The organism is Hyphomonas sp., assembly GCF_022844445.1.
Classification (GTDB): Bacteria; Pseudomonadota; Alphaproteobacteria; order Caulobacterales; family Hyphomonadaceae; genus Hyphomonas.
The window spans coordinates 107536-132548 of record NZ_JALHLS010000002.1 but is presented as its reverse complement, the minus strand read 5'-3'; the positions used below and the strand labels follow the sequence as shown (position 1 = coordinate 132548).

25 protein-coding genes and 3 tRNA genes are annotated in these 25013 nt (G+C 61.8%); 19 read left to right on the top strand and 9 right to left on the bottom strand.

Going from position 1 to position 25013, the window contains the following annotated elements:
• Positions 1-3: 3 nt before the first annotated feature.
• Entirely contained in the window at positions 4-2589 is a 2586-nt protein-coding gene (locus Q0C17_RS03720) for a hypothetical protein (RefSeq protein WP_291201498.1), read from the bottom strand.
• 575 nt (positions 2590-3164) lie between these two features.
• Here Q0C17_RS03720 and Q0C17_RS03715 point away from each other — a divergent pair.
• Entirely contained in the window at positions 3165-3608 is a 444-nt protein-coding gene (locus Q0C17_RS03715; protein ID WP_291201495.1) for a hypothetical protein, read from the top strand.
• An 823-nt stretch (positions 3609-4431) separates the two neighbouring features.
• On the opposite strand, the gene Q0C17_RS03710 is transcribed toward Q0C17_RS03715, so the two are convergent.
• Positions 4432-4887: a hypothetical protein gene (locus Q0C17_RS03710; RefSeq protein WP_291201492.1), complete on the bottom strand. Its 456-nt coding sequence runs from the start codon at positions 4885-4887 to the stop codon at positions 4432-4434.
• 333 nt (positions 4888-5220) lie between these two features.
• On the opposite strand from Q0C17_RS03710, the gene Q0C17_RS03705 reads away from it, so the two are divergent.
• The 3 genes from Q0C17_RS03705 to Q0C17_RS03695 all read left to right on the top strand — a co-directional run bounded on the left by Q0C17_RS03705 (position 5221) and on the right by Q0C17_RS03695 (position 7826).
• Positions 5221-5760, top strand: coding sequence for a hypothetical protein (locus Q0C17_RS03705; RefSeq protein ID WP_291201489.1), 540 nt, complete (start codon positions 5221-5223; stop codon positions 5758-5760).
• A gap of 614 nt (positions 5761-6374) precedes the next feature.
• A complete protein-coding gene (locus Q0C17_RS03700) occupies positions 6375-7037 on the top strand; it encodes a hypothetical protein (protein ID WP_291201486.1) in 663 nt (220 codons plus the stop codon).
• A gap of 6 nt (positions 7038-7043) precedes the next feature.
• On the top strand, positions 7044-7826 hold the full coding sequence (locus Q0C17_RS03695; protein WP_291201483.1) for a hypothetical protein: 783 nt from the start codon (positions 7044-7046) through the stop codon (positions 7824-7826).
• Positions 7827-7947: 121 nt separating this feature from the next.
• On the opposite strand, the gene Q0C17_RS03690 is transcribed toward Q0C17_RS03695, so the two are convergent.
• Both Q0C17_RS03690 and Q0C17_RS03685 read right to left on the bottom strand, forming a co-directional pair.
• A tRNA-Ser gene (locus tag Q0C17_RS03690) sits at positions 7948-8037 on the bottom strand.
• A 98-nt stretch (positions 8038-8135) separates the two neighbouring features.
• Entirely contained in the window at positions 8136-8702 is a 567-nt protein-coding gene (locus Q0C17_RS03685) for a TetR/AcrR family transcriptional regulator (protein WP_291201480.1), read from the bottom strand.
• 249 nt (positions 8703-8951) lie between these two features.
• Here Q0C17_RS03685 and rplU point away from each other — a divergent pair, with 249 nt between their 5' ends.
• The 4 genes from rplU (at position 8952) to obgE (ending at position 11411) form a co-directional block, all read left to right on the top strand.
• Positions 8952-9341, top strand: coding sequence for a 50S ribosomal protein L21 (gene rplU, locus Q0C17_RS03680; RefSeq protein ID WP_366914757.1), 390 nt, complete (start codon positions 8952-8954; stop codon positions 9339-9341).
• A 56-nt stretch (positions 9342-9397) separates the two neighbouring features.
• Entirely contained in the window at positions 9398-9667 is a 270-nt protein-coding gene (gene rpmA / locus Q0C17_RS03675) for a 50S ribosomal protein L27 (protein WP_291201476.1), read from the top strand.
• Between the two features lie 141 nt (positions 9668-9808).
• Positions 9809-10333, top strand: coding sequence for a GNAT family N-acetyltransferase (locus Q0C17_RS03670; protein WP_291201473.1), 525 nt, complete (start codon positions 9809-9811; stop codon positions 10331-10333).
• Positions 10334-10352: 19 nt separating this feature from the next.
• Complete coding sequence (obgE, locus tag Q0C17_RS03665; RefSeq protein ID WP_291201470.1) at positions 10353-11411, top strand: GTPase ObgE; 1059 nt, start codon at positions 10353-10355, stop codon at positions 11409-11411.
• A gap of 12 nt (positions 11412-11423) precedes the next feature.
• On the opposite strand, the gene Q0C17_RS03660 is transcribed toward obgE, so the two are convergent.
• Positions 11424-12038: a glutathione S-transferase gene (locus tag Q0C17_RS03660; RefSeq protein WP_291201467.1), complete on the bottom strand. Its 615-nt coding sequence runs from the start codon at positions 12036-12038 to the stop codon at positions 11424-11426.
• Positions 12039-12188: 150 nt separating this feature from the next.
• On the opposite strand from Q0C17_RS03660, the gene Q0C17_RS03655 reads away from it, so the two are divergent.
• The 4 genes from Q0C17_RS03655 to Q0C17_RS03640 all read left to right on the top strand — a co-directional run bounded on the left by Q0C17_RS03655 (position 12189) and on the right by Q0C17_RS03640 (position 15625).
• On the top strand, positions 12189-12386 hold the full coding sequence (locus tag Q0C17_RS03655; RefSeq protein WP_291201464.1) for a hypothetical protein: 198 nt from the start codon (positions 12189-12191) through the stop codon (positions 12384-12386).
• A gap of 202 nt (positions 12387-12588) precedes the next feature.
• Positions 12589-13704, top strand: coding sequence for a glutamate 5-kinase (gene proB, locus Q0C17_RS03650; protein WP_291201461.1), 1116 nt, complete (start codon positions 12589-12591; stop codon positions 13702-13704).
• Positions 13701-14159 (top strand): N-acetyltransferase, encoded by a 459-nt coding sequence (locus Q0C17_RS03645; protein WP_291201458.1) that lies wholly within the window; start codon positions 13701-13703, stop codon positions 14157-14159. The genes proB and Q0C17_RS03645 overlap by 4 nt, the downstream gene beginning before the upstream one ends.
• Positions 14156-15625 (top strand): RimK family protein, encoded by a 1470-nt coding sequence (locus Q0C17_RS03640; protein WP_291201455.1) that lies wholly within the window; start codon positions 14156-14158, stop codon positions 15623-15625. Before Q0C17_RS03645 ends, Q0C17_RS03640 begins: the two co-directional genes overlap by 4 nt.
• Here Q0C17_RS03640 and Q0C17_RS03635 read toward each other — a convergent pair.
• On the bottom strand, positions 15622-16644 hold the full coding sequence (locus Q0C17_RS03635) for an AraC family transcriptional regulator (RefSeq protein WP_291201452.1): 1023 nt from the start codon (positions 16642-16644) through the stop codon (positions 15622-15624). The two genes, Q0C17_RS03640 and Q0C17_RS03635, sit on opposite strands and share 4 nt — an antisense overlap.
• Positions 16645-16951: 307 nt before the next feature.
• On the opposite strand from Q0C17_RS03635, the gene Q0C17_RS03630 reads away from it, so the two are divergent.
• The 3 genes from Q0C17_RS03630 to Q0C17_RS03620 all read left to right on the top strand — a co-directional run bounded on the left by Q0C17_RS03630 (position 16952) and on the right by Q0C17_RS03620 (position 17474).
• A tRNA-Pro gene (locus tag Q0C17_RS03630) sits at positions 16952-17028 on the top strand.
• A 34-nt stretch (positions 17029-17062) separates the two neighbouring features.
• Positions 17063-17371 (top strand): ETC complex I subunit, encoded by a 309-nt coding sequence (locus tag Q0C17_RS03625; protein ID WP_291201449.1) that lies wholly within the window; start codon positions 17063-17065, stop codon positions 17369-17371.
• 26 nt (positions 17372-17397) lie between these two features.
• Positions 17398-17474: transfer RNA gene (locus tag Q0C17_RS03620), tRNA-Arg, on the top strand.
• Between the two features lie 6 nt (positions 17475-17480).
• On the opposite strand, the gene Q0C17_RS03615 is transcribed toward Q0C17_RS03620, so the two are convergent.
• Complete coding sequence (locus Q0C17_RS03615; protein WP_291201446.1) at positions 17481-19268, bottom strand: long-chain-acyl-CoA synthetase; 1788 nt, start codon at positions 19266-19268, stop codon at positions 17481-17483.
• Between the two features lie 168 nt (positions 19269-19436).
• On the opposite strand from Q0C17_RS03615, the gene Q0C17_RS03610 reads away from it, so the two are divergent.
• Entirely contained in the window at positions 19437-20321 is an 885-nt protein-coding gene (locus tag Q0C17_RS03610) for an acyl-CoA thioesterase II (RefSeq protein ID WP_291201443.1), read from the top strand.
• 52 nt (positions 20322-20373) lie between these two features.
• On the opposite strand, the gene Q0C17_RS03605 is transcribed toward Q0C17_RS03610, so the two are convergent.
• Positions 20374-21141, bottom strand: coding sequence for an SDR family oxidoreductase (locus Q0C17_RS03605; protein WP_291201440.1), 768 nt, complete (start codon positions 21139-21141; stop codon positions 20374-20376).
• Positions 21142-21200: 59 nt separating this feature from the next.
• Between Q0C17_RS03605 and Q0C17_RS03600 the strand changes: the two genes are divergently transcribed.
• From Q0C17_RS03600 to Q0C17_RS03590, 3 genes are read left to right on the top strand one after another with little or no spacing between them, the layout of a single operon-like run.
• Complete coding sequence (locus tag Q0C17_RS03600; RefSeq protein ID WP_366914755.1) at positions 21201-22325, top strand: Re/Si-specific NAD(P)(+) transhydrogenase subunit alpha; 1125 nt, start codon at positions 21201-21203, stop codon at positions 22323-22325.
• Positions 22326-22691 carry a proton-translocating transhydrogenase family protein gene (locus Q0C17_RS03595; protein ID WP_291201434.1) on the top strand — a complete coding sequence of 122 codons (366 nt, stop codon included), beginning with the start codon at positions 22326-22328 and terminating at the stop codon, positions 22689-22691. It abuts the gene before it with no gap.
• Positions 22692-22694: 3 nt separating this feature from the next.
• A complete protein-coding gene (locus Q0C17_RS03590) occupies positions 22695-24113 on the top strand; it encodes an NAD(P)(+) transhydrogenase (Re/Si-specific) subunit beta (RefSeq protein WP_291201431.1) in 1419 nt (472 codons plus the stop codon).
• Between the two features lie 59 nt (positions 24114-24172).
• Here Q0C17_RS03590 and Q0C17_RS03585 read toward each other — a convergent pair whose 3' ends face one another.
• On the bottom strand, positions 24173-25012 hold the full coding sequence (locus Q0C17_RS03585) for an LD-carboxypeptidase (RefSeq protein WP_291201428.1): 840 nt from the start codon (positions 25010-25012) through the stop codon (positions 24173-24175).
• Position 25013 lies beyond the last annotated feature (1 nt).

The window sequence follows — 25013 nt, the reverse complement described above, 5'->3', positions numbered from 1 at the left end:
GTTTCACCCCTTGTAGAGCGTCACAGTGTATGAACTTTCCGGAACGTTCAAGGTGGTCTGCCCATCCGTCTTCAGCTGATAGATATGGTCACGAGTGATCGTCAGGACCTGTGGTCTCATGACAAAAGAACGACCATTGTACCAAGGATTCACTCTGCGCAGCGCCAGTTTGAGCCCACTGCCGGCAGAAATCGCATAAGGATTGATAATCCATCTCAATTGCGAGGAGTATCCGCTGCCTTCGCAGCTCCCTCGACCCAAAAATCCGCCAGCAAAGTCCAACTCGATCTTGCTGCGATCCGCATAGAAGGAATTGCCACATTCAATGTTGAGCGGGTTGTTGTAAGTGTCGGTGCCCGAGTTCGCTTTAACGAGGATGGTGTTGATAGTGATGCTGTATGTGTAGAGGTAATCGGTTGCTGCCGCTTTTGACTGCTGCAATAACGTATCGATTTCTGCGGATCTTGAATAAGCGCCCTCAATACCGTCGAATTGGGAAGTTGCGGCCTGCATATCCTGAACGAGAGCAAGCGTTTCATCAAGTTGCTGAGCGGTCGTGAAGCGCGTCACAAGTTTGTAGCGATTGTCATTGTCCAGCCGCGTGAAAGTCTGGTCACGATCGTTGCCCAAAGCAACCTCAAGCCCCCCCGGCAGGACGCCTTCTGCTTCTGCCGTGAGGCAGGCGCTCGCATCGCCCTCAAACACCCTTTTAAAAAACTCTTCATATCCGGTTGCTTGCTGCGCATATGACCGGAAATCGCCACAACTGTTCAGAGCGTCGCATTTCAGGCTGGCCTCTTGCACTCGGACTTTCTGTTCAATCAGGTCTCGCGCGAAGCCAGGCGTCGCCGGCAACTGCGCATCCAGCGCGACAATGTCCGGACAACCATCGGGCGGCGCTTTTGCGGCAATGGCCCGATCCATGAAAGTGACGGCGTTGCCGAGTTCTGCGGCGATCGCGCGCAGCTCTTCACGAGGGCTGCGATTGCCAATCATCTGCCCTTGCGGCAGGCAGCGTTCATCCGCCTGCATCATCGCGTTGGCTTCCTGGACAACAGCGGCAAGGCTGTCGGCATCTCCCGTCCGAAAAAAATCAATCCGTTCAAGGAGTTTCGATGAAACTGCAGAATGCATTGCAGACTCGGCTGACCTTGCCTTCGCAAGATGGAGATCGAGTTGGTAGATAGGTGGCCGCAATCCTGTCTCGTAATCGGCGAGATAACGGCCTGCTCTTTCGCATTTCGCAAAATCGGCTGGTGTGCTCTCAAGAGCTTTGACCTCGTCGAACCGCTGCCGCTCCACAAGGTTTTCAGACAGCGTCCACATGGCGAAGAGCACCACAGGGATTGCGGCGGTAACCAGACCTATGCGCTTCAGTCTTTTGGCCCGCTGGACCGAGGCAACCCTCGCAACAGCTGCCTGGTAGGCCTGCTCGTGCTCGGGATGTCCTGCGAGGCGCGTGAACAGCCAATCGTTCTCCTTGCGGAAGATCTCGAGATCTTCTGCGCTACCCCGTGCCTTGTTCAGACCTTCTTCGAACTTGCCGACCAGTGCGCCGAACCGCAGCTTGTCGAAACGCCGGTTCAGTTCTTCGGAACGGATAGAATCAAAAAACCACGACTCGTCGGCGATGCGCTCATCGATTTTCCGGGCATCGTACCCGACAAACTCAGCTTCAAAACGGTCTGCGATGCGTTTCTCAAGCCTGTCGTATTCCTCTCCGTACGATTTGTAGTTCTTGATCTCGCGATAATAGGAACTGAGTAGCAGGAAGCGCTGCTTGTCACTTTCTTCGTCAGCGAGGCCTGCAAGATTCGCGTAATCCTCTTCAAATCTCTGGAACACGGAATTGATGATGAACCTCAGCGGTTCCAGGAGATTGTGGGGCTCAATATCAGGGCGGGACGGATTGAACTCTTCTGACGGACGTTGCGTTGAAACAGGAATGACAACATGATTGGGAAGGAAGGTGCGGATCCTCGCCACAGCGTCCCGGTAGACGGGAGTCGAATTGAGGTACTCCGTCGCAGCATCGACCTCTCCCGGCTTGCCAAACTCAGGGGCCCGGTCCCATTTGTTGACGGCAATGACCACAGGAATGGACAAGGCGTCCCGGTTGACCCCACCCTGTTCGACCAGAGAAAGGAACGTGTTGATTTCGTCACGGAACTTGCGCATGCGGTCATCGTCAACCTGTTCGCCGTAAGGGAAGAGGAAGATCAGACCGGAAGCAGACTGCACCATTTTGCGGAAGATCGAGAGATTCTCCGCAACATCGGCATCATCCGCAGACTGACTTAGGACCTCGGTCAACTGACCGTCATAGTCATTGATGTTGAGATCGACGCGAAAGTCCTGTGAATAATAAGAGAATGCGAGTTCGCGCACCCCAAGTGCCGTCGCCGCGGGCCAAGCAGCCCCGCTCTCCAGCTTTTTCCAATCTGCCTGCAGCAATTGTGTGGTCCGGTCGTTGCCGGTCTTGACGTTCGGGGCACGGCCAAAAATAGTCGTGATGTAAACAGTCTTGCCGGACGATTTGGGCCCGCAAAGCACAATCTGAATCTGCGGCCGCACTTTCGCGCTGTCCATCCCCATACCCACGTCTGCTCGAGACCAATAGCGGCACCCGCTAACCCTTGGTCAAGTGGGAATCGAGGCAACCAATCTGAGAAAGCGCGAAAAAGCCCTTCCGTTGCGAGGGCATTTCAGGCGGAGTTCAAGGTCGTCGAACAAGCCATCTTGCTCCTCGCGACTTTCACGGGATGAACGGCCCTACCCTTAGAATCTGGCAGCATCCAATTCTATGTAGCTGGTATTCGTCCCAAACTCCGGGCCGGCTCTACTCGCTTGAAAAGTTGCACCGGCCTGGGTCTGCTACCACAGCGTGACGTGCCCCACGCTTTTTGAGCCAAAGTTTCGTTGCATAAGGTCCGGCGGTTTAGGGCCAGGTCGCCTCCGATCGCCATCGGCGGTGATCGGCAAGGTCAATCCATTCGTGTCATTCGGGATCCTCACCGGCACCAGGTCGGAGTTCGCCGAAAGCTGACGAAGCCTAGTGGCGAGTCGAAGCGTGAACGTCGCCGAAGGCAGACAGAGTCCGGATACGTGTCTCAGGCAGTTCAATTCACTGTTTGCTCACTGTCCGTAGACCACCGGATATTCCATTGTGGGCGCCGAAAGGCGCACTTTTTGAACGCCACTTGACAACCGCGATCTGGATCACAAAGGTCGATATTAACCAATGGGGGAATGCGATCATGGCGAATACAAAATCTCTAACTCATGTTATTGGCGGCATTGTGGTTTTTGGCGCTGTGTCGGTTTCCACTGCCTTTGCGCCTACCTCGTCAAAATCTGGTTTGGAGCACGCTCAACTAGAATTGGAGCATGCTCAACTCGAACAACGATCGTATTCTCTTCCGAACGCGCAAGATGGCCTGACGCTCGCGCAATCACCCGACGACTTCGGCGCGTGCTACGTATGGTTACGCGTTACGCCTTGGAAAGAGTCGTGCAGCGAAGTTACTCGTGAGTATTGCGATCTTCAGAATACAATCACTTTAGGCCGCCGGTTTGAACAAGGCGGTACGTGCCCCGAAGGCATGTAGTGCGCGCTGTGTCGTAACCAGGAATAGGCATCGACAACATTCCCTCCCACCCTCTGCTCAGTGAGAGTTCGGGTTACCTCATCCAGTGTTATGACTGGAGCCATCTCACTGTGGCCTGCCCCTCAGCAGTGGTCATCAGATTTGTTAGCCCGGCGGTTAAAGGTAGCAGCGTTCATGCTGTCACCTCCGCATAGTGAGGCGGCATGAACGCTGCGGGCAAGACGGCTTTTGGGGCGGGCGGTTTGTAGCCGAGAGAGGGAGCGCGGCCGAGCGGTCTTGTAGTGCTGCAGCCACGCTTCGATCAGGCTCTTTGCCTCGCGCAGGTCGAAGCGCCTACTATTCAGACGGCAGACGTCTGTTTGGAGCCTCAGGACAGCCGCAGAACCAGCTGAACGCCCCCGGCTCGAATGGGCCAGGTTAACTCCGATGGTCATCGTCAGCGACCGGCAGGGTCAACTCAGACCTGACATTCAGTGACATCGCCAGCACTAGGCCGGACTTCGCCGGAAACGGTCATCGACGGTCGGCCGCCGAATGACGGATTGCTGGCATTCTCGAATTGAATGCGGGACCAATCGGGGCTTTGGTCACTCAACATTCCGGTTCTGGATCGAACTGGATCAACATCGGGGGTCACAGCAGTCGCCGTGCGCTGCGAGACCTGATCCGCACTCGTATCGCTCGGTCGAACGTAGCTCAGACTCGGAACGCACCGCTGTTCGCATTCCAGCAGCGGACAGCATCTTGCGCGCGTTAATCACTGCGTCTCCGGAAATCTATCCGGTTCCACTTTCTAGTGACGGCGTTTTTCGACGAAGATTAGTTACTCGCCTTTGCGCGACCTTCTACACCAGCCATTGATTGCTTCATCAGCGCCGTCAACCTTATAAAACGGGAACTGAGTCAGGTCCGGGTAGCTTTCATAGACAAAGCTCCATGCTCGCTCGCATTCACCGTGCAGGGCGAGGGCGTAGATCAAGTTTGTCAGCGCCTCGCGTCCCTCCACGCGGCTCGCCTTCAGCGACCAGTACTCGAGGTTTCTAAGGTCGGTACTGGGAAAGTTGGCATAGTATCTCATAAGCGTAGAAATGCTCTGCTCGTCACCTGCCTCCGCCTTTTCAACGATCGCAGCATATTTCTCCTGATACTGAAATTCTTCGAAGACGCCCGATTCCGTTACGTCCGCCTGAGCTGGCACCCTATCGGCAACTTCCTGACAGCAACCAGCTCCAAGCAAGAAGGTTATTCCTACAAACAGAGCTTGGCATTTGAAGAGCATACCTATTCTTCCTTCTTTTCGTCCTCAATACTGATAGATGGATGTCGCCGAAGCCCGACATAAGCGACTCAACGGCGAATGTCATCTTTAGAGCCGACTGCACCAGCGCCGCCACCAAGGAAAACTCGGCGGGCTATCTCGGCCAAGTCCAAGACGCCGCCTGCGTGAAGGTCACAAAAACTAGCGTGGGCAAGCCTCAAGTGGGTTTTCCAGACGCCCATCTTACTGCTACGGGATACTCAGAGTCTAAGTCCACTGGCGGTCCGTCTGTCGACGCGGAAGTCGAAGCAAAGACACAGACAAAAACCAGGGTCGAAATTCGTGAGGATCGATTTGCCGACCAAGCAAGACAAGTTCAGTGGCGTTCGATTTGCTAACCTCTCAGCGCCGCTTGATGACTTAAGACCGTTCTTAAATGGCGGAATGGAAGTCGTATTCCTCGATCAACAACTGTCTGTAGACCCCTTATTCTGTCAGCTATTTCGCTCGGTTTTTCGCAGCAATGGCCTCGTTGCGTGTACTGTCTACTTTCCTGAATCCCGAAGAACGCAAGAGTATCAAGTGAAGTTTTGTGTTGGACTTAGAAAACTGCTTCTGTCGGGCTCAGATTTTTTTTCAGATTTCTACATGGTTCTCGGCGAAGGTGAGTTGTGCTTCTACAACTCTGTTCGAGATGATTTTTCCGTGTTCTTTGTCTCAGACGGAGTATTATCAGTTGACCGACTCCTCATGTGGGATGCTCAATTCTCAAAGCATCTGATTTCGACCGGCATCGGTTTCGGGCGCGCAGGGTACGACTATGCAAATGACTTGTTGGGTGTATTGCCAAGCGAGCGCTTGAAAGTTTTTAAGCCGCGTTACCGTTCGGCCTGAGCACGTGCAATCTCCGCGGAAAGTCTGCTCCCGTCCGTTGCGGGAAGCCTTAAGACAGACCTTCTTCGGAGTTCGAAGGGCCTAGAACTGCCGGTGGACATCACCTAACCGGTATAGGGTGTCTGACGGCGAGCACGGGGCCATAGAAACACGGGTGAAGCCCGTTGGCTCGGGAAACCGGACATTCGCAACAAAAGTCACAACCGGCAGCTTAGGGCCAGAAACTGCCGTGGGTATGCCTAGCCGTGAATGGCAGGCATTGCGCCGATAGAAGACATACCCCCAAAGCCCCACACCTTTACGAGTGTGGTGTGGAAGGGTGTGGATGTATGGAGCAATGAGCGCCATCCACACATCCACACCTTCCACTCCCCCCTTTAGGGGAGTGAAGGTGTGGTGTGGTGGCGCTCGGGCCGATCCAAAAGAAAACTTGGAGCGAACGACAAGGCTCAACAGGAACACAAATATCAATGAGAATTGCCCCGCGGAGAGTTTAGCTTACTTTTCCTGCGATCCTGCCCTAGTCTAAGGCCACCGGCGAACTCAGGCGGAACGCGGTTTGACTTTCCCCTCAACTTGACAACCGATCTGGGCAAACTCCGGAGGCGGACGGTATGGGCGGACTCGGTTCAGGGGGCCACAACAACAAGGGCCGGCGCATCGTCGAGGGCCAGTACCGGCTTGATGCGTCTGACCTGAAGCGCCGTGGATTGTGCCGGACGGGCAATATCTCGCACCTTTACTGGAAAGGTAGCGACAACGCTCCGGGCCCCTCATTGAAAGCAATCGGCGGTGAGGATGCAATCACCCTCGTCTACTCCTGGAAGCGCGGCGACGAGCCATGGCAGCATCACGAGGAACGCGTCGCCCTTCGCCATCACCCGCGCAACTTCGGAGGAAGCGAGACATACTTCCTCTGCCCAAAATGCGCACTCACGGTGAAGCGGCTCTATGGCGCCGGCGTGCGCTACCTTTGCCGGACCTGTCACAACCTGGTGCACGCCTCGACGCAGGAACGCCCGGGCAACCGCGCGACGCGAAAGAACCAGAAGCTGAGACGGCGCGTTGGTGCTGAGATCGGTCTCGGCGACGAGATCGGCCCCAAGCCGAAGGGCATGCACCGAAAGACGTTCGAGCGGATCAGCGAGCAGATTCATGCGGCGGAATCCGAAGTCTACGATGACATGCTGGTACTGATAAACCGGATGCAGCGGACAGCGGAAAGACGATCCTCGCAGATCAGCGGGCGCGGCGCTGTGAAGGATTTCTGGAGGTAAGCAGACATGAGCAAACAGGCTGTCTTGATCCCGAATACCATACCGCCCTCGCCATATGAAATGGCGCTCCTGCCTTGGGAAGATGCCCGCGCATTCGGGATGCTGCGCGAGGAGTACTTCATCGCCTACGCACCCGGCGGCCCTGCGGAGCGGCACATCCTGGAACAGCTGGTCTGGTGTGACTGGAGGCGGCGCCGGCTGGTGCTGGGCGAGCGCGCTCTCCAAATAGCGGGCCTTGATAAGCGCGTTGACTTTGGTCCGAGCGATCCTCTGACACGAAGAGCGCTGATGCCGCTGGGTGCCAAGCGCGCGAGATTTTCTTCCGAGCTGGCGGTTACGACAACACTGGCTGACGACGAAGACCTTGCCGTAGATACCTCGGACGATGAAGCTCACACGGCCGACGCGCTGTTGATCCTCGAAGCTGGCCGACCTGGCGCCTATGAACAGGCACTCGCAGCTCTTCGTGATGACAGCCGGGATTTCTGGATCAACAACGGAACCGGCGATGATCCCGAGTCCTATCCACCAAACACAGAGGGGCTCGCCAATTTCATCCGGCGCGAACTGATGCCGCTACTGGAACAACAGAAAACCGAAGCGACGATGCGGCAGGCCGTTCGTGTTCAGGCCTGGGGCGAAAGCCTCGACCCCAACTATATGGACCGGTTGATGCAACTCGATGAGCGACTGACAAGGCAGTATGAGAAGCTGCTGGGCATGCTGGACCGGACGCAACACAGCTCAGCTCCGAAACCACCCCATCGAACCGCCAACAAACTTCGCTGACGATCGCTGAGATCCGCCGCGGATCGCCTCAAGCCGCCTCGAAGTGTGGGGACGAATGTGGGGACGGCAGATCATTGAACTGGAAAATATCTTTTGTTTTCATATATTTAAAGGAATTTCATGGCGGAGAGGGAGGGATTCGAACCCTCGATGGGCTTGCACCCATACCGGTTTTCGAGACCGGCGCGATCGACCACTCCGCCACCTCTCCGCGCCGGGGTCTTAGAAGGGCGGTCAACTATCGCGGACTCGCCCCGAGCGCAAGCGCTGGATTGCCATCATCACCGCGCGCCCAATTCGGCCAACCCGTCAGCGCAATGCCCGAAGCGCAAGTTCTGCCAGCGACTGAAGCTGGACGGCGCCGGCGCCCCCGCGCGCCGCGATGCGGATGGCACTGATGGACGCCAGCAGGAAGTCCGCGGCCTCGCCCGGGTCAACGGTCTCGCCGACATCGCTTTCCGCCTTCGCCTCGCGCACCCGCGCCGCCAGCGCCGCACGCAGCGTGCGGCTCCCCGCCTGCTGGATCGCCATCAACTCCGGCCTGCGGCGGCCGAACTCGCAGGTCGCCCCAACGCTCAGGCAGGCCTCCCCGGCTTTCGCCCGCACGCGCGCCAGCAGGATTTCGAGCCCGTCCATGGCCCGCGGCCCGGTCCGCAGCGCCGCAAGGTGGGCCTCCGTCTCCTGCGCCGTGTAGCGTCTGAGGGCCTCGAGATAGAGCTGCCACTTGTCGCCGAACGTGTCGTAGAGGCTCTGCCGGCCGATCTGCATCGCCCGGGTGAGATCGCCCGTGGACGTGCCCTCGAAGCCCTGCTCGCGGAACACGGTAACGGCGCCCTCCAGGGCAAGTTCGCGGTCGAATTCTCTGGGTCTGGCCATGCCGGTACATGCCCATTCTGGACTGATAAGTCAATAATGGGCCATTTTCGTACGCCGAAGCCCCCACCCCGGTCGATCCGGTATCCCCGAAAACCCTGCAGCTACGGGGGATTCCGCCCCGCGGCCCTGGCTGAACTCCGGATTTGACACCGCCGCGGCTTTGGTGTTTACCCCCGGCTTCGGTCGCCGTGCCCTTCAGGTTCGGCGGCATCCCCGTTTCTAGACGTTACTATCCGGAAGGTTCCGCCCATGTTCGCGGTCATCAAGACAGGTGGCAAGCAGTATAAAGTGTCCGAAGGCGACACGCTTGTCATCGAAAAGCTGTCGGCTTCGGCCGGCGATACCGTCACGTTTGACCAGGTTCTGATGATCGGCGAAGGCGCCGGCATCACCATCGGCGCGCCCACCGTGGCCGGCGCCGTGGTCACCGCTGAAGTCGCTGCCGATGTGCGCGGCCCGAAGCTGATCACCCGCAAGAAGCGCCAGCGCCAGACCTACCGCCGCACGATCGGCCACCGTCAGGACCTGATGGAAATCAAGATCACCGGCATCAGCGCCGAAGGCGAGAAGAAGAAAGCCGCACCGCGCAAGAAAGCTGCGCCCAAGGCCGAAGCCGCCGAAGGCACCACCGAAGCGTAATTTTCACGGGGACCGGACCAGCCGGTGCCCCACAGGACAGGTAAGAGGAGCGGACTATGGCTCACAAGAAATCAGGCGGCTCTTCGCGTAACGGTCGCGATTCGAACCCCAAGTATCTCGGCGTCAAGAAATACGGCGGCGAGACTGTTGTTCCGGGCATGATCATCGTGCGCCAGCGCGGCACGCAAAAGTTCCCGGGCAAGGGCGTCGGCATGGGCAAGGACCACACGATTTTCGCCACCAAGGGCGGCAAGGTCGAGTACGCGCACAAGTCGGGCGGCCGAGTATACGTCAACGTCGTCCCGATGGCGGACGCGGCAGAGTAACGGCCGGAAACAGCTTCCGGCCTCGTCAAGACGAGTGGCCGGGTCGCTGTTGAAGACGACCAGTTTCCGGGGGGAGGCAGGCCACTGTCTCCCCCTTTTCGTTTCGCCTCCCCCACCCAAGGCCGTGCCCGAGAGGATGCCATGAGTGAGACAGAGATAAGGACCAGCCGGCTGGTGCTGCGGCCCGTCACGCCGCACGATAGCGGGCCGTTCACCCAAGCGGTCAACGACCCGCGCATCTACCGGATGCTCGCCAGCGTCCCGCCGGAGCAGACCAAAGCGCAGACCCTTGCCTGGATCGCCACCCATGACCGCGCCCGCGAAGAGGAGACCGGCCATTTCTTCGCGATCACCGCGCCCGATGGCGGCCTCTGCGGCATCATCTCAGCGACCCGCGCCGCACGCGAAGATCCTTTCGAGATCGGTTACTGGCTGATGCCGGAATTCTGGGGAAAGGGCCTGTGCACCGAAGCGGGCGCCGGCCTCATCCGCTGGCTTGAAAACACGCGCGCCGTTCGGGCCCTGGTGGCCGGCCACTTCGCCGACAACCCAGCCTCGGGCCGCATCCTCGCCAAGCTAGGCTTCCTCCCCTGCGGACGCAGCCCGATGTTCAGCAAGGGCCGCGGCACGAAGTCGGACCACATCATGATGGCGCGGATCGCCTGAAACAGATAAGAGCCCATCCATGAAGTTCCTTGACCAAGCCAAAGTCTTTATCCGCTCCGGTGATGGCGGCGCGGGCGCTGTCTCGTTCCGGCGCGAGAAGTTCATCGAGTATGGCGGCCCGGACGGCGGCGATGGCGGGCGCGGCGGTGATGTCTGGGCAGTGGCCGTCGAGGGCCTGAACACGCTGATCGACTTCCGCTACCAGCAGCACTTCAAAGCCAAGAAGGGCGGCCACGGCATGGGCCGCAACCGCTTTGGCGCCAAGGGCGACGACTCGATCCTCATGGTGCCCGTCGGCACGCAGATCTACGAGGAAGATCAGGAAACCATGATCGCTGACCTGACGCAGGAGGGCCAGAAAGTCCTCCTCGCGCAGGGCGGCAATGGCGGCTGGGGCAACCTGCGCTTCAAGACCTCCACCAACCAGGCGCCTGCCCGCTCGAACCCCGGCGCGCCGGGAGAGGAGCGCTGGCTCTGGCTGCGCCTGAAACTCATCGCCGATGCCGGCCTCGTCGGCCTGCCCAATGCGGGCAAGTCCACTTTCCTCGCGGCCGCCACCGCCGCTCATCCGAAGATCGCGGATTATCCGTTCACGACGCTTCACCCAGGCCTTGGCGTGGTTGACCTCGGCACGTCCACGCGCTTCGTCCTCGCCGACATTCCGGGCCTCATCGAGGGCGCCGCCGAAGGCGCCGGCCTCGGCCACCGTTTTCTCGGCCATGTCGAACGCTGCAAGGTGCTACTCCACCTGATCGACTGCACGCAGGACGATCCTGCCGGCGCCTACAAGACCATTCGCAACGAGCTGCGCGCCTACGATCCCGAACTCGCCGCCCGCCCGGAAATCGTCGCCCTCAATAAGATTGACGCCCTGACGCCCGAACTCGTCAAGGAGCAGGTGAAGCTGCTAAAGAAAGCCTACAAGGGCAAACCGCTGCTGATCTCCGGCGTCTCCGGCGAAGGCGTGAAACCCGCCCTCTACGCCATTGCCGAAAAGCTCGGCCTCAACGCGGACCGCGAAGAGACCGCTCCGTCTTCTGATGATCCAGGCACGGAAGAAGGCTGGAGCCCGCTCTAGGCAAGCCCCATTCTAAGCCCCCGCGCTCGGCCGCGCGCTCACCCGCGCATGCCAGGCGCGCAGATTCCCCGCCGCCTCCGGCACCTTCAGCCCTATCCAGTCGGCAAAATCCACCGTGCTCAGCGCGCAGATGTCCGCCATCGTGAACAGGTCACCAGCCACGAAATCCCGCTGCACGAGCTCCCGGTCCAGCCACATCAGCGCCTTTTCATAAGCGCTGCGGTTCGCCTCACCAAACTCCTTGTACTGAGGAACCACCACGCGCGCCGTGAACGGATGCGCGTGCCGCCAGAAATTCCCGACCGGCCCCATCAGCTGAAACTCGATCCGCCTCACCCACATGTCCACCTGCGCCTCCTCCAGCGCATTGCGCCCGAACATCGCCGGCTCCGGATACAGCCGCTCGATGTACCGGCAGATCGCCACCGTCTCGCTGAGGCACGTTCCGTCATCCAGCTCCAGCACCGGCGTCTGGCCGAGCGAGTTGCGCGCCACATGCTCCGGCGCCTTGTGCTCGCCCTTCTGCAGAGCAACGTCCACCAGCGGAATCTCGACGCCCTTCTCGGCCAGGAAAATGCGCACGCGGCGCGGGTTCGGGGCCGGCATCGGCGTATTGTAGAGTTTCAACGGCGCGCTTCCTTCTTGTTCAAGCTCTTCTCAATGCCGCCAGTGTCCACCGCGCGTCCGCGCTGGTCAACGCCGAAGGGAACGATCCGCTGGCCCCCGCGTTTGTCTCTGGCACCCGGACCCGTCCGGCCGCGCCGGGGAGAAAGAGCCATGCAGACCGAAAACATCGACCCACCCCGTCCCGAACCCGATGCGCCCGGCAAAGGCGTGCACATTTCGACGGACGATGCCCGCGCGGGTTACAATTTCGGCGTCTGGAAAATCCTCGCGGGTTCGCTCGCGCTGGTGATCATCGGCTACGCCCTCGTATCCATATTCTTCATCGGCGGCGCTGCCGACGGCGCCTGATAGATACATATCGTGACCCTCAGTCTGCGGATCATCCTGCAGGCGGAGCCTTTGCTTGAGCCGAGCTATTTAGGCCGCTCCCACACCCATCACCGCCCCTGCAGCAGACCCATCGCCGTCCTTGGACCGACGCGGCGTCAGCCCGCTGCCCCCTCGTCTTCCCCCTCGCCAGAGCCCGCGCGTGCGTGTATCTCCCGGCGCCATGACTGCTGACACCCTCGCCCGCGCCCGGCGCATTGTCGTCAAAACCGGATCGGCCCTCATCGCCGAAGCCGGCGCGCCGCGTGCCGAATGGCTGGCAAACCTTGCCGCCGACATCGCGGGCCTGCGCCGGCGCGGTAAGGAGGTCATCCTCGTCTCCTCCGGCGCCGTCGCCCTCGGCCGCGCGGCCCTCGGCGCCCCGTATCAGGGCAGGCTCGAGCAGAAACAGGCCGCGGCCGCCATCGGCCAGCCCCGCCTCATGGCCGCCCTCGCCGGCGCCCTCGCGCCGCACGGCCTCGCCTGCGGCCAGGCCTTGCTCACCCCCGGCGACACCGAAAGCCGCCGCCGCTGGCTGAACGCCCGCGCTACCCTTGAAACCCTGCTCGAAGCCGGCGTCGTGCCCGTCATCAACGAGAACGACACCGTCGCGACCGAAGAAATCCGCTACGGTGACAACGACCGCCTGGCTGCCCGTGTCGCTCAGATGATGGCCGCCGATGTACTGATCCTGCTGTCGGACATCGACGGCCTTTACACTGCTGACCCGCGCGGCAATCCGGACGCCCGACACATTCCATTCCTCGAGTCCCTCCTGCCCGAGCATGACGCTATGGCCACCGGCTCCAACGCTGCTGCAGGTGTCGGCTCCGGCGGCATGATCACCAAGCTCGCCGCCGCCCGGATCGCCCACGCCGCCGGCTGCTCGACGCTGATTACGCTCGGCAACCGCCCTCACCCCCTCGGCGCCATCGAGGCCGGCGAACGCGCTACCCTGATCGCGGCGAAAATCTCACCCGCCAGGGCCCGCGCCGCCTGGCTCGAAGGCCACCTGCAGCCCGAGGGCGAAATCCTCGTCGATGACGGCGCGGCCAAGGCCCTCGCCAATGGCGCCAGCCTGCTCGCGGTCGGCGTGCGCGGGGTCACCGGCCAGTTCGAACGCGGCGCAGCCGTCGCTGTTCGCGACACCGCCGGCCGCACGCTCGCCAAGGGCGTCACCGCTTACAGCGCCGAAGACATCCGCCGAATCGCCGGCCGGCGCACCGAGGATGCCGAAGCCCTCCTCGGCTACAAGGGTCGCCCCGCCATCATCCACCGGGACGACATGGTGCGCCTGTGATCCGTGCAGCAACCCTGGCAGATCTGGGTGCCCTGGTGGCCATGGAGGAAGCTTTCCCGGAAGTCGACCGTTTCGACCAGCCTACCTGGCGCCGCCTTCTGACCGGCCGGTCAGCGACCCTCGTGCATGAAACCGGCGGCACGCTCGATGCGAATGCTATCCTGCTGTTTCGCAAGGGTTCTGACCTTGCGCGTCTCTACTCCATCTCGGTCGCTCCGGCTGCCCGCGGACGCGGTCTTGGCGCAAAAATCCTTGCTGCCTGTGAAGCCTGCGCCAGGAAACGAGGGGCAAAACGTATGCGGCTGGAAGTTCGGGCCTCAAATAGTGCAGCCCGGCGCCTTTACGACTCAGCCGGTTATCGCGTAATTGCGGCCCTCGAGTCCTACTATCCGGACGGAGAAGCGGCGCACAGGATGGAGAAAGTTCTCATCGCGTCCTCAGATGGAGCCCCATGACCGATTGGGTCGTGCTCGTAGAATCGGCGAGCGACATTTCCCAGGCCGAAACACCGCACAAAGTGCTGCGTATCTCGGACTATATCTCCAAGCCCGCGCTCTTCGCCGGACGGCGCCCCTACATCCTGAACCTTGCGCGTTCCTACGGTTACCAGTCCGGCGGCTACTACGCCTCACTGCTCGCGGAAGCCCGCGGCCACCGCGTCAGCCCCTCGGTCCAGACCATGGTCGAGCTGTCCAAGAAGACACTCTACAACCATGCCCTCCCGGACCTCGGCGAAACCCTGCAGGAAGCCCTCGCCAAGGGCGCGCCCAAGGTCGGCACCCTGTTCGTTGCCTTTTCCCGCTGCGAAATCCCGGCCTATGAGGAGCTCGCCCGCGAGGCCATGGACTGGTATCGCACCCCCGCGCTTGAAATCGAGTTCGACCCGGAAGCCCCGCACGGCATCGCCCGGATCCGGGCCATGCCGCCGCACAAGCTGAAAGACCAGCGGCGCGAGTTCTTCCTCGACGCCATGGAAGCCTATACCAAGGGCAAGGTACGCGACGCCAAGGCGCGCGCTCCCGCCAAATGGGCCCTCGCCGTGCTCGTGGATCCGAACGAGAAGACCGCGCCCTCCAAACCCGCCTCGCTGAAACGCTTCGCTGATGTGGCCGAAAAGATGGGCGTCGAGGTCGAGCTGATCGACCCGACCGACCTGCCGTCACTGGCCGAATTCGACGCGCTCTTCATACGCGCCACCACGTCCATCGACAACTTCACCTACCGCTTCGCCCGCCGCGCCGAGCAGGAAGGCATGCCGGTCATCGACGACACCCAGTCGATGATCCGCTGCACCAACAAGGTCTATCTGAAGGAAATCCTCGAGAAGGCTGGCTTGCCCACTCCGCGTACGGAGATTGTTGACGAAAAGGCAGACCTGTCCGCCCTGTTTGACCGTCTCGGCTCGCCGATCATCCTGAAGACGCCGGATGGCAGCTTCGGCATCAACATGGTCAAGGCCCACACGCTGGAGGAATTGCAGGGCGGCGCGAAGAAGATGTTTGAGGACACCGCCCTCATCATCGCGCAGGAATTCCGTCCCACGAAGTTTGACTGGCGCATCGGCGTGCTGAACGGAGAGCCGCTTTATGCCTGCCAGTACCGCATGGCGCGCGGCCACTGGCAGACGGTGAAATACAAGGAAGACGGCAAGTCCACAGAAGGTGGCTTCACGACGCTGCCCGTGGAAGATGCCCCGCCAGAAGTCGTGAACGCCGCCGTCCGTGCCGCCCAGCTGATCGGCGACGGCCTTTACGGTGTCGATCTGAAAGAAACCGAGCAAGGCGTGATCATTATCGAGATCAACGACAACCCGTCGATCGACCATGACGTTGAAGGCCTGATCCTCAAGGATGAGATCTGGCGCCGGATTATCTCCTGGTTCTCCACACGCCTCGAACGCCGGATGAACCGTTCAGGCTAACCCTTCCGCTGGCGGAGCTTCTCCCGGTACACGCCCGGCGCCTCACCGAACCAGCCCTTGAACGCGCGCATGAACGCCGTCTGATCGCCGTAGCCGAGCAGCCCCGCGATGTCGGCCAGCGAGAGCTTGTCCTCATGGATGTAAACTTCCGCCGCCTCCTTGCGGGCCGTTGCCAGCAGCTCGGAATAGGACAATCCTTCATCCAGCAACCGCCGGCGCAGTGTGCGCCCGCTCATGCCCAGCAGCTTCGCGGTGTCCGCCAGGCTCGGTTTGCCTTGCCGGATTTGCTTGTGCAGCCCGGTCATCACCAACATCCGAAGGGAGCTGCCTGCCTGCAAGGCGGCAAGGCGGGCATTCAACCGCCCGGTCAACAGCTGGACGAGGCCCGGATTGGCATTCGGCAGGGGCCGCGAGGCCAGCCCCGCATCGATCACCAGCGCGTCTTCCGCTGCCCCGAAGGTGACGTTTCCGCCAAACATCACGTCATAGAAATCGCGCGTCTCTTTAGCGGGCGCCTTGTGCCGGAAGCTCGCCGACGCGAACTGCTTCTCCTGATCCCAGAGCAGCCACCGGCCAATCGAGGCATAGCCCGCCAGAATCGCCTCGATCACCCGCCGCATCGCCTCAGCGTCTTTAATTGCTGCCTCGAGGGCAATGCGCAGCTCGTTGCCGCATGAATCGAGCCTCATCCGCGCCACGTTCTGCGTCAGCGCCTGATAGCGAATGTTGATCTCGAGCGCCTCCCGGATCGTTGAGGCGGCAGACAAGGCATAGCCCACGTCCATGAAGGTCGCTGGCCTGAATTGCATGCCGACCCGAAGACCGATCGAATCGAGCCCGGTATGCTCGGCAGCGGCGTCCAGTATCCGGCCGGCCAGAAGGCCGTCAAAGCGCTGATCGGGGTCTGTAACCGCATCGCGCCCGCCGGGCACCATCGCGTAAAGCGCCTCTGCCTGCGCCCCCAGCGCGGTAGCCGTTTCCAGGATACTGCCCAGGTAGGAGGAAGAAACGGTTGGCAAGGCGGGCGTCCTTCATTTCCGAAAATTTACCGCAGCGGCAACCCGGCCTGTTTCGTCCATTGCAGCAAACGGCATTTAAATTTGGCCCAAACTGACGCCCTCGGTGGCCCAATTTGTCAAGACGATAGATTACAAGCAAGATTACCTGCCGGACGGGACGCACGCGGAAACCATTCGTTCGTAAGGGGCGAACGTTTCGGGATGACCCTGTGTCTGGCGGCGCTGCCTGGGTGGGCGGCGCCGCATTCCGTTTCTGCCGCAGTGAAAAGCGCTTGCGCCCACTCTCCATCTCATTACACCGGGACTCCGGAGCGTAGCGCAGTCTGGTAGCGCATCTGGTTTGGGACCAGAGGGTCGGAGGTTCGAATCCTCTCGCTCCGACCAAAGTTTCAAAGACGGGTCAAAGAGCGGCAGAACGATGGAAGCGCGGATCTACAAACCGGCAAAAAGCGCAATGCAATCAGGGCGCGGCAACACGAAGGACTGGGTCCTCGAGTTCGTCAATCCGGCCGCCCGGCGCCGCGTGGATCCGCTCATGGGCTGGACCGGGATCGACGACATGTCCGGCCAGGTCCGCCTTCACTTCGAAACCCGCGACCAGGCCATCGCCTATGCCGAACGCGAAGGCCTGAAGTTCACGGTCGAAGAGACGAAAGAGCGCAAGCGCCTCGTCAAATCCTATTCGGAAAACTTCTCCGCCGCGCGCAAACAGCCGTGGACACACTGAAGCGCCCCGCGCTACTTGGCCGTCAAGACTCCGTAGCTCAGCTGGATAGAGCGCTCGCCTTCTAAGCGAGTGGTCGCAGGTTCAAATCCTGCCGGGGTCGCCACTCCCCCTAGAACTTGAAGCCCCCCGACACCAGCCGGTCATACCGGCCCTGGGTCATCGGCACATAAGCCGCTTCTTCCGGATCAAACATCCACAGCGGCTCGTCCACCTTTTCCGGATCGAACCCGTCCGCCACCAGCTCCACCTTGCGGTACTTGAACGTGCCCGTCGTCTCTGCTTCCGGCTGCACACGGATGAAGATCGGCACTGCATAGCTCGGCAGCATCGAAGCCAGCGATCCGTAGAGTGCCGCGAAATCCACGTCACCCTCGGTCGTGATCGCCGCCATACCGGCCTTGCCGTCCGTTCCCGGAATGGCCACGCCATACACGTTTGCCGTCTTGATGCCGGACACGCGCGACAGCGCCTCACCCACTTCGTTGGTCGACACATTCTCGCCTTTCCAGCGATACGTGTCGCCGATCCGGTCGACGAAATAGATGTAGCCGTCCTTGTCCTTCCTTAAGAGGTCGCCGGTGCGAAACCAGAGGTCACCCTTCGTGAACACATCGCGCAGCAGCTTTTTCTCGGTCGCCTTCTGGTCGTTATAACCCTCGAACCTCTGGCGCACGTCGTCGCCGATCAGCCCCAGCGCCTCGCCCGCCTCGTCCACGTCGGCCTTCACGCACAACCCGTCCGGCCCGCGCACCGGCTGCTCCGTCTCGATGTCGAACTTCACGAACGCGATGTTGGCAAACTGTGATTTGAGCCAGCCCGGAATGCGCCCGACCGCGCCAACCTTGCCGTCAAAGTTCAGGAAGCTGACATTGCCCTCGGTCGAGCCGTAGAACTCGCACAGGTGCGGAATGTTGAAGCGGTCGAGGAAAGCCTGCCACACTTCCGGGCGAAGGCCGTTTCCGAAACCCGTCCGTATACGGTGCGCCCGCTCCTTCGGATGGGGCGGCGAGTTCAGCAGGTAACGGCACAGCTCGCCGATATACACGATGCTGGTCGCGCCTTCCGCAGTCGCCTCATCCCAGAACGCGCTCGCCGAGAATTTCCGCCGCACGATCGCTGTCGCCCCGGTCATCAGAGCCTGCCCGATGCCGCACAATCCGCCCGTGCCGTGATACAGCGGCAGCGTAATGTACACCTTGTCCTTCGGCGTGATGCGGCACGGCGCGATAAAGCTGCGCATCATGCCCTGCGTGCGCGCGTGGGTCAGCCGCGCCGCCTTCGGCAAGCCCGTCGTGCCGGACGTGTAGACATAGAGGCAAAGGTCCTTGCCGAGCAGACCTGCCCGTAGCGAACGGTCTGGCCGCTTGTCTGAAAATGCCTCCAGCGCGCCGGTGAGGTCAGCGCCCGCCTTGCCGCCCAGCGACCAGACCGCCGGCTTGCCCTGGATCAGGCCCAGCGCCCCGAGCACCGCCGCGTCCTGGTCCGCCCCGGTAACAAGCAGCTTTGCATCCGCGATGTTCACGCAGTGCGCAAGCGCTTCGCCTTCAAGGTTGTGATTGATCAATGCCGTGACGAGTCCGGCCTTCGCAAAACCCGCCCAGGCCGCCACGTATTCCGGCCGGTTCTCCATGAACAGCGCGATACAGTCGCCCGCCTTCAGGCCCTGCGCAACAGCCCAGTTCGCAAACCGGCTCGCCAGCGCGTCGAACTCACCATAGGTCATCGAGCGGCCTTCAAAGCGGAAGGCCACATTGGCCCTGTGCGCGTCGACCGCCCGCTCGAAATCGTCCGCCACCAGGAAGTCCGAGTCCGGCGAGATATCCCCCGTCCATTTCTTCAGCAGCTGTGCATCCTGAAAGAAACGGAACTCGCGCGCGAGAATGCCAATAGGGTTCATGGTCGGGGCCTCCGGCCTTAGGGCGTCGTTGAAAATCTGGAAATTGGGTGCTTCATGACAAAGACGTTTTGCCCGCCTTGTCAAAGAAAACCGGCGTGATCGGCCGATTGCCTTCCCCGGCGTGACGCCTTAGTGCTGCGCCGCACAACAAAAAAAAGGAGCCGCGCAATGGCGACCGATCCCGTAGGCGACCTGCTGACGCTGCTCGACATAGAGCGCCTCGAACTGGACCTCTTTCGGGGCCAGAGCCCGGATGAGGAGGAGAGCCAGCGCGTCTTCGGCGGCCAGGTCATTGCGCAGGCGCTTGTCGCCGCCTACCGCACGGTCCCGGACGACCGCACCTGCCACTCGCTCCACGGCTATTTCATCCGGCCGGGCGACCCGAAAGTGCCGATCATCTACCAGGTCGACCACTCCCGCGACGGCGGCAGCTTCACGACGCGGCGCGTCGTTGCCATCCAGCACGGCAAGCAGATCTTCAACCTGGCCGCCAGCTTCCACGTGGCCGAGGAGGCGTGGCACCACCAGCACGCCATGCCGGAAGTGATCGGCCCCGAGGAGGTCGAAGACCGCACCGAATGGCGCAAGCGCTTTGCCGAGAAGCTGCCCGAACGCCACCGCGGCCACTTCCTGCGCCCCCGCCCCATCGAGATGCGCGAAATCGCCCCGCTCCACCCGACGCGGCCCGCCATCGCCAGCGACCAGCACGACCTCTGGTTCCGTGTCGCCCGGCCCATCGACGAGGCGCCGTGGCTGCACCACTGCCTCCTCGCCTATGCCTCCGACATGGCCCTCCTCGGCACCGGCAACCGCCCGCACGGCGTCTCCTGGATGACCGGCGAGTTGATGTCGGCCAGCCTCGACCACGCCATGTGGTTCCACGCGCCCCTGAAGTTCGACAACTGGCACCTCTACTCGATGGACAGCCCCTATGCCGGCGGTGGCCGCAGCTTCAACCGGGGGAAAGTCTTCGACGCGGCCGGCAACCTTGTCGCCTCAGTCGCCCAGGAAGGCCTGATGCGCAAAGTCATCCGCAAACCGAAACCGGAGTAGCCTTCTGTCATCTCCCCGCATCAGCGGGGGAGGTGTCACGTTCTGCGCGACATCAGATCGGCGATAGCAAATGTCCGCCATCCACAACAATCGTCGAGCCCGTCATGTAGCTCCCCGCCTCTGACGATAGCAGCAGCAGCGCGCCGTCGAGTTCGCGGTATTCGCCGAAGCGCCGGAACGCGATCCGCTTGCGCATCGCCTCGCCCGCCTCGGACTCGAGATACGCGTCATTGATCGCCGTCTTGTAATAGCCCGGCGAGATCGCGTTTACGCGAATGCCGTAGCGCGCACTCTCCAGTGCCATGTGCCGCGTCAGGTGGTCCACCCCCGCCTTCGAGACGCAATAGGCCGTTGTCATGTATTGCGTCCGGTGCGCCGTGATCGAGGCGATGTTGACGATCGACCCTTTCGCCTTGGCTTCAATCAACGCGTTCGTCGCATGTTTGCCCACGCGCCAGACACCGGTGAGATTGGTATCGATCACCGCGTTCCAATCTTCCTCGCTCTGTTCGCGGTACCAGCCTTCCCGCGACATGCCCGAATTGTTGATTACAACGTCGCACGGCCGCCCGAGGGCTTCCCGGATCGAATCGAAGGCCGCCACGATGCTGCCATCGTCAGTGACGTCCATCTCGACCGCCAGGGCCTTGCCCCCCTTGGCTTCGATCTCTGATGCCACCTCCTCCAGCTTATCCATCCGGCGCGCTGCGATCACGACGGTCGCCCCGGCCTGTGAGAGTACGTGCGCGAAATGACGCCCCAGCCCGCTTGACGCGCCGGTAACCAATGCTGTCCTGTTAGCCAGACTAAACAAGCTCATGCCTCAAACCTCCAAAATAACAGTTGCGCAGCGCAACGTTTAACCTAATTCAAGGCGCCATGAAGATATCAGTGCTCAAAGAACGGCGACCCGGCGAGACCCGCGTGGCGGCAACTCCGGAGACAGTCAAGAAGCTCGTGGGCCTTGGCCACACGGTGACCCTCGAATCCGGCGCGGGCACCGTCGCCGGTTTCCCGGACAGCGCCTTCACCGAAGCCGGGGCGTCCATCGCCGCCGGCCCGGCCGCTGCCGCAGGGGCTGACATCGTGTTCAAGGTCCGCCGTCCGGAGCCCTCCGAAATCGCAGCCCTGCCGGAAGGCTCGGCCCTGATCGCGTTGATGGAGCCCTTCGCCTATCCGGCCGAGGAAGTCGCGGCGCTGAACGCGCGCAAGATCGCCGGCCTCTCGATGGAGTTCACGCCGCGAATCACGCGCGCCCAGTCGATGGACGCGCTCTCCTCCCAGTCCAACCTCGCCGGCTACCGGGCCGTCATCGAAGGCGCGCAGATCTATGGCCGCGCCATGCCGATGATGATGACAGCCGCCGGAACGGTCGCTCCGGCCAAGGTGTTCGTGATGGGCGCCGGCGTCGCAGGCCTCCAGGCCATCGCCACGGCGCGCCGCCTCGGCGCGGTCGTCACGGCCAACGACGTGCGCCCTGCCGCCAAGGAACAAGTCGCCTCCCTCGGCGCCAAGTTCATCGCGGTCGAAGATGACGAGTTCAAGGCCGCCGAAACCTCCGCCGGCTATGCGAAGGAAATGTCGGCGGACTACCAAGCGAAGCAGGCCGCGCTCACCGCCAGCCACATCGCCAAGCAGGACATCGTCATCACCACCGCACTCATCCCGGGCCGCGCCGCACCGGTGCTGATCACCGAGGAGATGGTCAAATCGATGAAGCCCGGCTCGGTCATCGTCGATATGGCCGTCAGCCAGGGGGGCAACTGCCCGCTCTCGAAGGCTGACGAGATTGTCGACGTGAACGGCGTCAAGGTCGCTGGTTTCTCGAACCTGCCTGCGCGCCTGCCGGCGGACTCCTCTTCGCTCTTCGCGAAAAACCTCCTGTCGTTCCTGCCGCTGATCACCGGCGAGGGCGGCAAGCTCAATCTCGATACGGACGACGAGATCGTCAAAGCCATGCTGCTGACCCGCAATGGCGCCACCGTCAGTGAGAGGCTCAAGTAAATGAAACGCGCCCTTTCCGTCCTCGCCCTCGCGGCGCTCGCCCTGCCCGCCCATGCTGAAGCGGGCGGCATCGACTCCACGGTCTTCCTTGCCGCCATCTTCGCGCTCGCCTGCTTCGTCGGCTATTATGTCGTCTGGTCGGTCACGCCTGCGCTGCACACGCCCCTGATGGCCGTCACCAACGCCATCTCCTCGGTGATTGTTGTCGGCGCCCTCGTGGCCGCCGCTGCCCACGGCCTCACGCAGGAAGGCTGGATCGCCAAGATCCTCGGTGCGGTCGCCGTGATGCTCGCCAGTGTCAACATCTTCGGCGGCTTCCTCGTCACCCAGCGGATGCTGGCCATGTACAAGAAAAAAGGGACCTGACCCGTGGAACAGTTTCAATCCACCTGGGCGCCCTTGCTCTACCTCGTCGCGGGCGTACTTTTTATTCTCGCGCTGCGCGGCCTCTCCAGCCCCGCAACGAGCCAGAAGGGCAACCGCAACGGCATGATCGGCATGACGATCGCCGTCGCCACCACCATCGTCCTGCTCTGGAACCAGCTTGATGCGACGACCTGGGCACTGATGATCGGCGCCGTCGCCATCGGCGGCACCATCGGCGCGGTCACCGCCCGCCGCATCGCCATGACAGACATGCCGCAGCTTGTCGCCGCCTTCCACTCGCTGGTGGGCCTCGCCGCCGTGCTGGTCGCCGCCGCCGCGCTTTATGCGCCGGACAGTTTCGGCATCATGGGCATAACCGGCATCAAGGCCGCCTCGCTGATCGAACTCGGCCTCGGCTCCGCCATTGGCGCGCTCACCTTCACAGGCTCGATCATCGCCTTCGCGAAGCTCAACGGCAACATGAGCGGCGCCCCGATCCTGCTGCCTGCCCGCCATTTGCTGAACCTTGGCCTCGGCTTCGGCATTATCGCGCTCACCGTCATCCTCATCATGAGCGGCGGCGAAGCCCAATGGGCCTTCTGGGGCCTGACGGTCCTGGCGCTCATCCTCGGCATCACGCTGATCATCCCCATCGGCGGCGCCGACATGCCGGTCGTCGTCTCGATGCTGAACTCCTATTCCGGCTGGGCCGCGGCCGCCCTCGGCTTCACGCTCGGCAACTTCGCGCTGATCATCACCGGCGCCCTCGTCGGCTCGTCCGGCGCGATCCTGTCCTACATCATGTGCAAGGGCATGAACCGCTCTTTCATCTCGGTCATCCTCGGCGGCTTCGGCGGCGAGGATGCCGCAGCGGCTGCCGGCGGCGTGAAGGTGGATCGTCCGTACAAGAAGGGTTCTGCCGAAGACGCTGCCTTCATTATGAAAAACGCCTCCAAGGTCATCATCGTCCCCGGCTACGGCATGGCCGTTGCCCAGGCCCAGCACGCGCTGAAAGAGATGGCTGAGAAGCTGAAGGCCGAAGGCGTCGAAGTGAAATACGCCATCCACCCCGTCGCGGGCCGGATGCCGGGCCACATGAACGTCCTCCTGGCCGAAGCGCAGGTGCCTTACGACGAAGTGTTCGAGCTGGAAGACATCAACTCCGAATTCTCCGCCTCAGACGTTGCCTTCGTTATCGGCGCCAACGACGTGACGAACCCGGCCGCAAAGACCGACAAGACCTCGCCGATCTACGGCATGCCCATCCTCGACGTGGAGAACGCCCGCACGGTGCTCTTCATCAAGCGGTCGATGGGCTCAGGCTATGCCGGCATCGAGAACGAACTCTTCTTCCACGACAACACCATGATGCTGCTCGCAGACGCCAAGAAAATGGTCGAGGATATCGTCAAGAACCTCTGACCGGATACACCGTACGCAAACAAAAGGCGGGCCCGCTCAGCGCGGCCCGCCTTTTCATTTCAGGCTCCCAGACCCCGCTCCCCGAACATCACAATCTTGTTCTCCACATCGTGCCCGATATCCGCGCGCCCGAGATACGCAATCCCGCCCCGCGCGCACCAATCCCGCACGATCTCTTCCTCGCCCCTGCCGAAGTCGATATCGTTCACCGGAATCGCCCCGCAGCGTCCGAGCCGGATGCCGGCGACCTTGCGCACCTCCGGGTTCGACGTGATCGTGAACATCATCCGGTCGAGCCGGTAATGATACTCGCCCACATCCTCAAGCATCAGCACATGCCCGCTGAGGTCCGGCAGCCAGCCGGTGCCGATCAGGCTCGCGAACACCGAAATGTTGAACGCGGCATACTTGCCAGGCGCCTGCGCCGCAGCATCGATCCCTGCGCCATCGTCCGTACCCGTCAGGAAACCCAGCGCCCGCCGCACTGCCGCCTCGCCGCCCTCGCGCAATATGTCCGCCGGCATGGGCCCATGCGCCACCTGGCCGATCCCGTCCCGCGCCAGCCGCGCCAGCAGGCTGCCCGCATCGCTATAGCCGAGATACGTCTTCCGCCGCGCCGCATCGCCGAGGTTTTCAAAGGCCAGGTCCAGAATCCGGCACGCCCCATACCCGCCCCGCGCAAACCAGATCGCATCCAGCGAGGAATCATTCGCGTACTCGGCAAACGCCGCCGCCCGCGCGCTGTCCGGCCCCGCAAAATGCCCCTCCCGCAGGAAGCATTGCGGATGAAACACCAGCTCCGCCTTGTCGCCCGCCAGCGCAGTCACCCGCTCCGCCAGCCCCCGGTCAATCGCCCGCCCCGGCCCGACAATTCCGATGCGTGTTGTTTTCTTTTTCAAC

Excerpts from the sequence above, each read along its gene's own strand:
- Q0C17_RS03720 (WP_291201498.1), bottom strand. The coding sequence starts at position 2,589 with ATGGACAGCGCGAAAGTGCGGCCGCAGATTCAGATTGTGCTTTGCGGG.
- Q0C17_RS03710 (WP_291201492.1), bottom strand. The coding sequence starts at position 4,887 with ATGCTCTTCAAATGCCAAGCTCTGTTTGTAGGAATAACCTTCTTGCTT.
- Q0C17_RS03700 (WP_291201486.1), top strand. The coding sequence starts at position 6,375 with ATGGGCGGACTCGGTTCAGGGGGCCACAACAACAAGGGCCGGCGCATC.
- Q0C17_RS03695 (WP_291201483.1), top strand. The coding sequence starts at position 7,044 with ATGAGCAAACAGGCTGTCTTGATCCCGAATACCATACCGCCCTCGCCA.
- Q0C17_RS03685 (WP_291201480.1), bottom strand. The coding sequence starts at position 8,702 with ATGGCCAGACCCAGAGAATTCGACCGCGAACTTGCCCTGGAGGGCGCC.
- rplU (WP_366914757.1), top strand. The coding sequence starts at position 8,952 with ATGTTCGCGGTCATCAAGACAGGTGGCAAGCAGTATAAAGTGTCCGAA.
- rpmA (WP_291201476.1), top strand. The coding sequence starts at position 9,398 with ATGGCTCACAAGAAATCAGGCGGCTCTTCGCGTAACGGTCGCGATTCG.
- Q0C17_RS03670 (WP_291201473.1), top strand. The coding sequence starts at position 9,809 with ATGAGTGAGACAGAGATAAGGACCAGCCGGCTGGTGCTGCGGCCCGTC.
- obgE (WP_291201470.1), top strand. The coding sequence starts at position 10,353 with ATGAAGTTCCTTGACCAAGCCAAAGTCTTTATCCGCTCCGGTGATGGC.
- Q0C17_RS03655 (WP_291201464.1), top strand. The coding sequence starts at position 12,189 with ATGCAGACCGAAAACATCGACCCACCCCGTCCCGAACCCGATGCGCCC.
- proB (WP_291201461.1), top strand. The coding sequence starts at position 12,589 with ATGACTGCTGACACCCTCGCCCGCGCCCGGCGCATTGTCGTCAAAACC.
- Q0C17_RS03640 (WP_291201455.1), top strand. The coding sequence starts at position 14,156 with ATGACCGATTGGGTCGTGCTCGTAGAATCGGCGAGCGACATTTCCCAG.
- Q0C17_RS03625 (WP_291201449.1), top strand. The coding sequence starts at position 17,063 with ATGGAAGCGCGGATCTACAAACCGGCAAAAAGCGCAATGCAATCAGGG.
- Q0C17_RS03615 (WP_291201446.1), bottom strand. The coding sequence starts at position 19,268 with ATGAACCCTATTGGCATTCTCGCGCGCGAGTTCCGTTTCTTTCAGGAT.
- Q0C17_RS03610 (WP_291201443.1), top strand. The coding sequence starts at position 19,437 with ATGGCGACCGATCCCGTAGGCGACCTGCTGACGCTGCTCGACATAGAG.
- Q0C17_RS03605 (WP_291201440.1), bottom strand. The coding sequence starts at position 21,141 with ATGAGCTTGTTTAGTCTGGCTAACAGGACAGCATTGGTTACCGGCGCG.
- Q0C17_RS03600 (WP_366914755.1), top strand. The coding sequence starts at position 21,201 with ATGAAGATATCAGTGCTCAAAGAACGGCGACCCGGCGAGACCCGCGTG.
- Q0C17_RS03595 (WP_291201434.1), top strand. The coding sequence starts at position 22,326 with ATGAAACGCGCCCTTTCCGTCCTCGCCCTCGCGGCGCTCGCCCTGCCC.